We start from the raw sequence: 12,008 nt of genomic DNA, 5'->3' as shown, positions 1-12,008 counted from the left end.
ATAGTTTTTGGGTTAGCATCTGCACAGCACTCCACAGGGTTTGTCGGGTGCGCCCTCAAGGGCTTCACGATTAATGTGGTGGATCCGCCCACCTTGGGCCGACAGGCCACTGTGGAGATTACTCCCAATCCCGCCACCGCTCCTTACGAGCCTAAGGACGTTCAGGTCCAGGTGGATTGGAATGCACAGTTCCCCGATGGATGCCCCGACACGTGGACCATTGCCACCATCCAGCGTGCAAGCGAAGACGGACAGACCTGGACGCTCTTGCCGAAGTCGATGGGTCATGGAACGATCCGGGTGGTTTATGGCAAGATCGTGATGGGCAGCGCGTCGTTTACCGTTGGCCAGCCCTTCGATCAGAAGGCAGGATGGAGCTGGAACACCTTCCTGGGCAACATGAGCGAGGATGCGATGCATGGCTATTTCGATGAGGCCGTTGAGGAGATCCGCAGCGAGAACGACCTTATGTACAACGACCCCAAGTATGGCTACTTTGGAACGTTGACCAACCTCGTTGAACGAACCTGCTACAAGGTGAAGATCGGTGAGGAGCCCGGATACGTTAGCTTCGTGCTGCCGTCGGATAGCTATGCTGCCGACATCAATGGCGAGGCAGAGTACCGGCCCCAGTGGAACTGGCTTTCTTACAACAGCCAGTTTGACCTTACGATGGATCAGTATTTTAACAAGGAGAAATTCTCCGAGGGCGACCGCATCGTTTCGAAGAACGAAGGCTTTGCCACTTACACCGCCAACGGATGGGAAGGCACGCTCGAGTATCTGCGTTTCGGTCAGGGCTATATGTACTACAACGCCTCAGGCGAGACGAAGCTTATTAGCTATGCGAGCGACAGCGAGTTCGACCAGCCTACCGATAGGGAGTATGCCAAGTCGGCATACGTTAAGAGCAGCGTGTGGACCTACAACAGCGCACCGTTCGCCGACAACATGACCATCATTGCCGACCTCGGCAGCCGCTATGGCACCGACAACTACTCGGTGGGAGCCTTCGTGGGCGACGAGTGCCGTGGCGAGGGACGCATGGTAGGCGGCAAGTGCTTCATCACCGTACACGCCGACAAGGGCGAGACCATCTCGTTCCGCCTCTATGACGAGCTGACAGGCGAGATGCGCATGGTGAACGAGCAGATGCCGTTCGCCGACATGGCAGGCACCATGAAGCGACCCGTGAAGATGACCTTGGGCGAGTCGACCGCCATCGACCAGACCCTTCTCGACCGTTCGGGCATTGCCGTGATCGACGGACAGCTCTCGATCCAGGGCATGAGCGTAGCCTCGACCGCCGTGGTCAACACCACGGGAGCCGTGGTGCTGCGCAACCAGACCGACCTCAGCAGTCTGCCTTCGGGCGTCTACATCGTGAAGGTGAAGACCACCGACGGAAAGACCATTACGAAGAAGATCATGAAATGATAAGCAATGGGTAAACAGGGTGGGGCGTAACATCCCCACCTCGTTTACCCCTTTGCCACCACACGAAAGTGTAACCCCTCTTCCATTACAACCATTCATATATTACTCACCCAAAGAAGCGAAGCGATGAATAGCCCCCTACACAAAACCATACTTACGGCTGTGGCAGCCCTCTTTATGTATAACGGCGGCGTGCAAGCACAGACCATCTCGGAGATAGCCAAGCGCGATCCCCTGATCATCACCGGCTCGGTAGGTACGCGTAACACCTATTTCCATTCGTCGGCAGGTTCGAGCTACGCTTCGCCCATGAGCAACATGTTCTACCTGAACCTCAATGTGAGCCTGTATGGGTTCAGCATGCCGTTCTCGTTCTATTATTCGAACAACAACCTCGACTTCAACTATCCACACATCAACTTCAAGATTAACCCGCGCTATAAGAACTGGCGCGGATACATTGGGCGCACAACGCTCAACTACAGTCCCTACATAATGAACATGTCGTTCAACGGCGTAGGACTGGAATACCGCGGAAAGACGTTCCATTCGAGCGTGTTCTACGGAACCTTCCGCAATGCCATCAACGACAACCCCGACGACCCGTCGCCGCGCAACCCGCAGTACCAGCGTGTGGGATGGGGCTTCAACGTGGGGTACAACAATGCGCGCGGAGCCATCGACCTCTACCTGCTGCGCGCCTACGACCGCCTGAACACGGTCGATGAGGTGTGGCGCGACCGCATCACGCCACAGGAGAACCTGTCGTTTGCCCTGAAAGGCAGCTACGCCTTCAGGCGCTACTTCTCGTTCTCGGCCAACGTCGCCATGTCGGCTTTCTCAACCGACAGGCGCGCCGATAAAGTGACCACATCCGAAACCAAGCGTTTCGACAAGATATTCGACACACGCTACACCTCGCTCGCACGTTTCGCAGGCGACGTGAGCGTCAACTTCAACTCGCCAACGTTCAACACGTCGGTGTTCTACCGCATGGTGCAGCCCGACTACCTGACGCTCGGCACCAATTATCTCGCCAACAACTACCACAGCCTCGGACTGACCATGGGCACCTATCTCTTTAAGAAGGTGGCGCTCTCGGCCACGTTCTCAGGACAGGAAGACAACCTTACCAACCGCCAGTTGTACACCACGCGCGGTTATGTCTACTCGGCCAACGCCAGCACGCGCTTCGGCGAGCACTTCAACCTCTCGGCGGCCTACAGCGGGTATCTCACTACGCAGGCCGACGGAACGGAGCGCGTGAACGACAGCACACAGGTGAAACGCATCATGCACTCGGTGTCGGTAACGCCAACGTTCACCACCGAGAACGACCTCCTGGCCCACACCGCCTCGGTCTCAACGAGCTGGTCGCGCAACAAGGACCTCAACCGGTTTGCAACAGGCGTGGGCGACTACACGTCGCTGGCTATCGGAGCCACCTACGACCTCGGGGTGAAACCCTGGGAAACCGACTTCATAGCCTCCATCAGCCACCAGAACACCAGGGGGTCGGGAACGCGCTACACCAGCGATGTGGCGTCGATCACCACCAGCCGATCGTTCCTCAAGGAGAAGAACCTCAACCTGTCGGCCACCGTGTCGATGTGCTACAACGAGGTGGAAAGGCTGTCGAAGAGCCTCTCGGTGGGCTTCGACATGGCGGCCAGCTACTCGCTGAAGAAGGTGCATCTGTTCTCGTTCACCGCCGGCATGTATAAGTATGGCGATGTCAACCCGTCGAAGACCCACGACGACCTCAACGCCACCGACATCACCCTCAGCTTCAACTACAACTACACCTTCACGCTGCTCGAACTCAAGAGGAACGCCGAGCGTGCCGAGAAGCGGGCGAAGAACTGAGCCACCTTATATAATAATGATACCATAAGCTAACAAAACACTACACGATATGAAGACACTGCGATACTGCCTCACCTCGCTACTGCTGCTCATGAACACACTCATGGCGCTGGCGACCGACGATATCATCGTCAACATCAATCCGGTGCAGCCCGTGCTTCCTCCCCAGTTGGGCGCGTATGTAAGCAACCCGGGAGCCTACTTCAATGTGACGGTTACCAACACCACGTCGAAGCAGGCCTTCATCTATTTCGGTATGACGCTCGCCAAGATGCCCAACACCACCGACCCGCTGGTGATTGTGCCTGGCAACCGCATGCCCAAGATGCCTACCGTGGCCCTCGCTTCCAACGAGACGCGACAGCTCAACCTCACCGAGATGCGACAGATGTTCAACCATCTCAACGCATCCGACATCGTTACGAGGCTCGACTATTCGAGTGGCTTCGAGAGTGGGCAGTTTGGTCTGCTCGAGGAGGGCGACTACCGCTTGCAGCTCAACGTGTATAAGTGGAACGTCGACGGAACAACCGACATTCAGCTCAATGGCGAGAGCGCCGTGGCCACCAATGGCAAGAACTCATGCCAGTTCTCGGTGCGCTATAAGGTCGACGCGCCTAAGTTTGTGACGCCCATGCGTCCCATGGGCACTACGCTCGAGTCGTTGCAGGGGGTGGCCAAACTCAACCCCATCAACCCTATGTTCGCATGGACCGAGTCGATGCTGGGAGGCGCGCGGCCCGTACACTTCAACTACGACTTTAAGGTGGTGGAGGTGGGCCCCGACCAGGATCCCGAGGACGCCTGGGCCCACGAGACCCATGTGCTCTATAAAAAAGACAACCTGACGTCGGCAACGGCCGTCATTCCGCAGAACGTGATACGCATGATGGACAAGAGTTGCACCTATGCGGCTCGCGTAACGGCCAAGCAGCGCACGCAGGTTACCTCCAACAACATGAACTTCACGCTCGTGGCCAATGAGGGCAAGAGCGACCTCATGGTGTTCAGGTTGCAGGCCGACGATGTTCCCGCGCCACCCACACCTACCGAAGAGCAGAAGCCCGAAACCAGCGACGAGCCTGAGGACAGCTTGGTGTTGAAGTTCGGATTCAAGGAAAAGGAAGGTGCGCTCACCGACTCGCTTTACAACTTCCGCAACCCGGAGATTCTCTCGCCGGCTTTCAGCGAAGACGCCGGTGCGCGCAAGGTGTTTGTCAGCGACGACATCTTCGTGGAGTGGAAGCGCGTGTGGTTTGTGGGCGGAAGCGGTGCGCGGCAAGACAGCGTGCGCTTCAGTTACGACGTGGAGCTGTTTCGCGGCGACCCGTCGTTGAGCTATGAGGAAAACTTCAAGCAGGAACCCGTATATCGCCACACCACCGAGGAACTGCAAGACAGCATCTCGTGGGAGCAGATCAATGGCGATGTGAGCATCGGCGACTACCTGTTGCTGCGTGTCAAGCCCAAGGCGCTCAACGTGCAGTCGGTGGCATTCATCGACGACTCGCTCAATGTGCGCGACTTTGCCCTGAGCGACCGCATCAGCAAGAAGTTCTTCCAATGCTCTTCGCAGGTCACCATCGAAAACACCACCCCAACCAACAAGTCGGCTTCCGACCTCAAGGGCAAGGTGGTGGGCATTGGCCAGTACCAGCTCACCCTCGACGAACTCGCGAAGAGCAAGCAGGGCTTCAAGGGACGGGGCCGCGTGGAGTGGCGACCCTTGGGCTTGAAGGTCATGGTGGCCGTGGAGTTCGACTCGCTGTGTATCAACACCGACGACATCGTTTACTCGGGTATCGTGCGTGGCCGCAAGGACGACAACTATTACGGGCACAACGGTGAGCAGGTCGACCAGCTGTTCTCTGAGTGGGGCCTCGACAACCTCGTGAGCGACACCCGCCTGCCCTTTGCCGACAAGTTGCAGAAGGAGGCCTCGAAGCGCGGACGCGAGTTTGCCAAGAAGATGGGCATAGGCAACTATTACAAGTGGTACCACGATGCCAAGGACTTTGTGAAGGAGGGCAAGCTCGATAACGTGTGCCTCCCCATCAAGTTGCCCGACGACATGGGTAAGGTGCCTGTCGATTTGCAGATCGTCAACGTAACGTTCACCCCCACATGGGCTTCGATGGACCTCATGGGCACGTTCATGATGCCCAAGAGCAGCCATGTCAAGAACGAGGTGCTTGTGCTGGGTGCGCCGCATCTTTGCATCAGTCCCGACCGCCTGTTGCCAGAGAGCGGAGCCATCTGCCTGCTCTCCGACTTTACGCTGACCGAGCAAGACTCGCAGTTTGAGTTCACGTTTAAGTCGCCGAGCGACATCACCGTCACCAACAACGGCCAGGCGCCCGAGGACGGTTGCTACATCAGTTGGGGCGCCGACACGCTCTCGGCCTTCATGGTCGACATAGAGATGGCCATCCCCAAGCTCAAGAAGGTTACCGACGCAGGCGATGTCACCTCCGAACTTCCGAAGGTGTACATCAAGTTTGGTGTGCGCGATTGGAGCGACTGGAAGACCAGCGTCAAGATGGACTCGTTTGAGGCCGACGACCTGCCCGGTTGGACCTTCATGCCCGGCGAAATGATCTACGACCACTCGTCCTCGACGAACGCAAGCGGAATGGGATCGTTCCCCAAGACCTACGATAGGTCGAAGGTGCTCACCGCCAACAAGATCGAGACGTGGCAAGGACTTTATATCAAGAAGGTAGGCATCCGCTTCCCGAAGGCCCTCGCGTTTGGAAGCGCCGATAAGGAGAAGCGCTTGGAGGCAAGCGTGGACAACATGTTCTTCGACAAGAGCGGTGCTTCGCTGCAGGCCAACCTGAACAACATCTTCGACGCCGTGACAGGTAAGGTCGGCGGTTGGGGATTCTCCATCAAGAAGATGGAGCTCAATATTGTGCAGAACTCGTTCGATGGCTGCAACTTCAGCGGTGGCATTGGTGTGCCATTGCTCGGAAGCAAAGACAAGGACGAGAAGAACATCGACTACCGGTGCGACATCTACAACCAGAGGACGCTCAAGGGCAGCAAGAATAAGAACGGCTACACCTATGTGTTCAAGGTGGAGCCGAGAACCGACGAGTTGGCCCTCGACTTCTTCCTCGCCAAGGCCAAGATAACCAAGTCGCAGACCTACTTCCTGCTCGAGGCCGAGGATCAAGACGATGGAAAGACCGAGACTCATGTGGAGCTCTGCTTCGGTGGTGTGCTCAGCATCAACGGCAAGGAGAAAATCTCTCCCAAGCTGCCCGACATCCACTTCGTAGGCATGCGCATTGCCAACTTCGCCTATAAGCCTGAGGGCCGCGAGGCATGGCAGTCGTCGATAGCGAAGGTGGAGGAAGATCGTAAGGCGGCCTTTGTGCCCACGGATTCGAAGATCGAGTTCAACAAGTGGAAGGAGATGCAAGTGGGCCAGGATTGCTACTTCAGCGCCGGACAGTGGTCGCTGGCGTCTATCGAGAAGAAACTGGGCCCGTTCAAGTTTAAGTTCGACGACTATCAGTTCCGCAGCGATATGGCGGCCCATACGGTGGGTCTCTACCTCAAGGGATCGTTGTCGATTGTCGACGGCGTGTTCGATGCCGGCACAGGCTTCGCCATCAACGCCAAGGTCAACATCGAAGACCTCGACCTGAAGTACGATGGTTGGGAGCTCGATGAGATATCCATCGGTGCCAACTTCGGTGTGGTGAAGCTCGATGGTAGGTTTGATATCCGAACCAGCGGCGAGGACACCGGTCTCGGTGGCAACCTCACCGTGACGATGCCCGGCGACCTCTTCAAGGTAACGGTCGACGGAGGATGCTTTGAGCACGACAGTGGCGCCGAGGATCCCAAGGAAGGCGATAAGTTTACTTGGGGTTACTTCTATGGCGAGCTCGACTCGAAGACAGGCGTGGGCATGGATCCTGTGAAGATTACCGGCGTGAAGTTCGGCCTCTTCTTCAACTGTAAGCGTGGAGGAGGCAAGGGCTCGAAGGTCGACCTGTCGAATACGAAGGATGCGCCGGTTCCCTCTTACGGCACCATCGGTATCATCGCGGGCCTGAGCCTGTCGGCCATCTCCGAATCAACCATGAGTGGCGATTTCGACATGACGGTAATCTATCAGAAAGCAACCGAGGATAAAGACGGATATCTGTCGGCATTCTTGCTCAACGGAAGCATATCGGGCGCTGGTGGACTGGTGAAGAGTAAGGCCAGCATCATCTACTTCTGCGACGATGTGGACAAGTACTTCCAGCTCAATGTGACCTTTGAGACCGGATCGTCTGAGTTTAAGGAGCTTGCGAAGAAGCTCGACGATCTGACCAAAGACTTGCAGGAACTCAACAATCAGTTTGAGAAGTATGAGAAGGACATGAAGGCAGGTCTCAACGGTCTTTCAGGCAAGACCGACAAGCCCACGGAGAGCGAGTCGTTGGAAGCCAAGGACACCGATACCGAAAAGCCGAAGGGATCGTTGAAGGCCATGGAGTCAACGATAACGTTTGACTTCAAGATAACGTTCCGTGCCAACAGCCAGAATCTCAGCACGCCCAAGTGGCATGTTTACATCGGCGAGCCCGACTACGAGAAACGATGCAAGATAACGTTCATCGACTTCGACGCCAAGATCGTGAAGGTGAAGGTGGGCGCCAACGTCTACGTATGCTTCGGCAATGAGTTGCCAGGCAACGGCCAGCTGCCACCCATTCCCGCCGAGATCAGCGAGTTCCTCAACGGAGGAAGCAAGGAAGGTGTGAAGTCGGCGTCAAGAGGCGAGGCCGATAAGGCGCGCCGCAATGGTGTGACAGGCATCACCGGAAACGTGAAAGGTGGCGTGATGGTGGGAGCGCAGGTGTTCGGATTCATCAAGTTCGACCTCGGACTCATCTCCGCCGACATGGGTGTGCAGGCAGGCTTCGACCTGTCGCTGCGCAACCTCAGTGGCGGCTGGTGTACCAACCTCAACCACGGTAAGGGAGCAAAGCCCGGCCACAATGGCTGGTATGCCGAGGGTCAGATGTGCGCGTACCTTTACGCTGTACTGAAGCTCCACATCCGTTTGGGCTTCTACAACAACTCATTCAACCTGCTCGACGCCGGCATTGGCGGAATGTTCCGATGCGCACTTCCTAACCCCAACTACGCGGTGGGTAAGGCCCGCATCAAGCTGAAACTCTTGGGTGGACTGGTGAACGTCAACCGAAGCTTCTCGTTCGAGTGTGGCGAGGTGTGCGATATGTTCTACGGCAATCCGCTCGACAACTTCGACATGTGGAGCGAGATGAGCATTGGTAGCGAGCGCCGTCGTGAGGGATGGGCCTATAGCGCACGCATCGCGCCCGAGCTGGGCAGACGTCCTACCATCAAGACCAACGCCAACCTCAACCAGCACTATCGCCTGATTGATGAGAACGAGCGTGCCCGTCTTGAGAAGAACGGCATTGTCAGCGAGGATATTGCCGCACTGGCTTCGCGTACGTTCATCTTCCGCAACAAGGATATGAAGGACGGCAAGTATGTGGCGTATCTTTATTCGTACACCGACTCAGCTAAAGCCTTTGCCGACTCGCTGCACAGAAAGCCCGAGTTTGTGGAGACAATATCTTACTACCGTGGCGCGGAGACCACCTCGCAGCACCTTCTCGACGTGCGCATGTTGAGGCCCAACCGCTTCTATGCACTGAAGGTTGTGGGATGCGCCAAGCAGATTGAGGCTGGTATGGAGGTGGATCCTTGGACCGTTGACACCACATCGACTCCTTACAAGGCCAACTACACCCCATGGGAGCAGGCCAAGTATTACTACTTCCGCACCACTGATCAGGGCTTCGACGATTTCGATCCACTCTCTGAGGACTTCAACCTTGAGGATTATGTGGCGCTGGCTTATCCGTCGCAGCACAACAAGCTTAAGTTTGACGTGGATGTTGAGGACGCTGGGTCGGCAGAGTCGTCAAACAATAAGGTGGAGCGCATCTACGCCCACTCGTACGACCTGATCTTCCCGAACATCGCCCTGACGCGCGAGTTCAAGTTTAAGAAGCCAGGCGACAAGATGATATGGCGACAGTATGTGTACGACAAGAAGGACGGACGCCGACTTTACACCACCAAGGACGCTGTGGTGAAGACGATGACCTCGATACTTCCCGCTTCGAAGAAGAAGGTGGTTAGTTGCAACATCATTGCCCCGGAGGACGGCCTTAGCGATGTGTCGAATGGCAGATATAATGTCGACGTCGACCTGAGCCTCGACTACATTACCACGAGGACTATGACGAGGAAAGAAATGGTGGAGAAGGAAAAGACGTCTCCAACCTCGTTCACCCTGTTGCTCACGAAGGCCAATGGAGGCGCCATGCCTACCCAGCAGGCCATCAACGTTTGGAGGGAGTTGGTACCCGACATCAGGCAGTATATGAGCGCTCAAGGCGTCTCCTCTTCGGGCAGCTCGTCGAGCTCGTTGCCTCCCTCAAGGGCAACGGCCGGCATGACAGGCACGAGCGGGGCGAAGGGTGCGGGCAGCACCGTGAACGGTCAGAAGGTTGGCGGCACATCATCGAAGGTTGGTGCCACGTCGCCATCCGGTAGCAATACGGCTATTGACAAGAACCGAAAGCAATTGGCGGAGACTTTCTATAAGCAGTGGAAGTCGCGTGGTTTGGTCGATAACGAGATCCGTAAGATCCTCGACGGCCTGGCAAGCAATGCCAACATGTACACCACTAAGAAGTTTACGGCCGAAGAGGAGATTCCTTACGAGGTTGTCGACACCATCAACCTGGCATACCTGCCCCTCACCATAACGTCATCCTCATGGCAGGGCGGCGAAGACCTCGGTGGTTATACGACGCAGTATGAGAAGCCGTTCGTCACGTCGCGCCTCATCGACTACGAGGTGAATACCCGTAAGTACGACTATTTCCCCAACCACACCGACTATTCGGCGATGCTCGTCAATGATGTCAACGGTTACTGGATCCAGCGCGACCCCTTCTTCTACCTCAGTTGGTTGAGCAACTACGCTTTGGTAGGCGGTTGGAGAGCCCAGCTGTTGAAGTACAACATCGGTGTAACCACCACCGAGTCGTTGTTGGCAGTGGGTAACGGCGGCTTGTATGCCGGCTTGCTTGGCCGTAATGGTTCACGCAATGTGTTCCAAGGCGCCAAGGATCTCTTCAACACCCTGGTTTACTGTCCTGAGCGCGACTACTTCCCCGTTCGCGAGTTGGACAAACCTGAGGAGGATGTGGCCCTCGTGGGCAACTTCCGTATGGGTGGCGTTAATGTTGGAATGCTACACGAGCGATTTGCCCGCTTGTCTTCAGAGGCTTTACGCAACATCACGGATGTGTATGGTCTCGCAAGACGAGTCAGCGACCGCTTGCAGAGCGAGATGACCCGTGCGAACAGCCTGTTTAAGCAAAAGGGAAAGCTGAAGAATCTCGTTTCCAATTATCTGGAAGAGCGCAACGGCTTATACATGAACGTGCAGACCGATAAGCGAGACAGCAGCTTCGTTGCTTCTACAAGCTTCTCGTTCGTCAGAAATTACGCCAAGGCGTCGGTGCCGTTCTATCAGATGGCGCTCACCACGTACCTGCTCGATCCGAACGACATCTTCGAGTTTGAGGGACAGTCGAAGGAACTGGTCGACCGATTCGCCCAGGACAATCAGAAGAAGGTGTGGACAGCGCTCGCCGACGAGACGTCTGCCGATTACCGCCCGTTCGATTATGCCAAGGCGCTGAAGGGCATTAACTACGTGAAGGTGCAGGCATACCGTGTCAACACGTTCGACCTCAATAGCGGCGAGTATGTGGCCATCCCCGACCTGTACGACATGACGAAGGGACGCTATAAGAGTGTCATGACCTACAACGCTCCTGTGGTGAACATCTTGTTGCGCTCGGCCTTCGACGACAAGCCAGAGGGCTTTGTGCCGACCACTGTGGCCGACCTCAACCGATTCCCCAACGATGGTGGCTTGACGATAGCAACTCCGTCGACGGGAAGCGGTGGCACAACGCAAGGAACTGGAACAACCCAACAGCCTGTTGGCTCGAAGACCACATCGAAGCAAGACCTGCAGATGAACAACGCCAAGACGCCTGAGCAGTTCAGGAAGGAAATGGAACAGGAGAAAGCGTTAGACTGGCTTAAGACCCACAAGCTTGACGCTGATGGCAACTGGGTCGATGAGGCTGGCAACAAGTATGATAAGAATCACAACTTGATAGAGTCGGCTCCCAAGACCGACGAGGCTCCGATCAGGAAGCCTGCCACTACCACACCTACGCCGCCCACTACGGTGGAGAAGGTTGGCACCCTGACGAGGGGCGACATTGAGCGCGCCGACGCTACGAAGCAGAACCGTGAGTCGGGACCGATCAACACCGAGACGGCCGACACCACCTCTACATCGAAAGTGGAAACAGAGCGACCCCTGAGGCGCGTGCCGACCGGCACCATAACGGGCACGTCGACCGGCACCAGCAGTTCGAGCTCAACGTCGGGCAGCACGTCGAGGGGTGGCGCAACGTCTAACACCACGAATACGCCGACGAAGAAATCTACGACCACCACGCCAGTACGGAAGGCGGCCACCGGTTCTTCGACCACGACCTCCACGCCCACCCGGCGTAAACGCGTCAGATGACGAGAATATCCTATCCACTAACATCAAAGTAAACATA

General features: G+C 56.4%; 3 protein-coding genes. All 3 read left to right on the top strand.

Features of this window, described 5'->3' with window-relative positions; all coding sequences use genetic code 11:
• Positions 1-1,437: T9SS type A sorting domain-containing protein (locus tag KM934_RS07005; protein ID WP_215759908.1), on the top strand; the 1,437-nt coding region annotated here is incomplete at its 5' end.
• Between the two features lie 126 nt (positions 1,438-1,563).
• A complete protein-coding gene (locus KM934_RS07000; RefSeq protein ID WP_215759907.1) occupies positions 1,564-3,303 on the top strand; it encodes a hypothetical protein in 1,740 nt (579 codons plus the stop codon).
• 49 nt (positions 3,304-3,352) lie between these two features.
• Entirely contained in the window at positions 3,353-11,971 is an 8,619-nt protein-coding gene (locus KM934_RS06995; RefSeq protein ID WP_215759906.1) for a hypothetical protein, read from the top strand.
• The last annotated feature ends 37 nt before the right edge of the window (positions 11,972-12,008 follow it).

The sequence above is a fragment of the Hallella faecis genome, assembly GCF_018789675.1.
GTDB lineage: Bacteria > Bacteroidota > Bacteroidia > Bacteroidales > Bacteroidaceae > Prevotella > Prevotella faecis.
The sequence above is the reverse complement of the archived record's forward strand: the minus strand, read 5'-3'. Positions and strand labels throughout refer to the sequence as shown.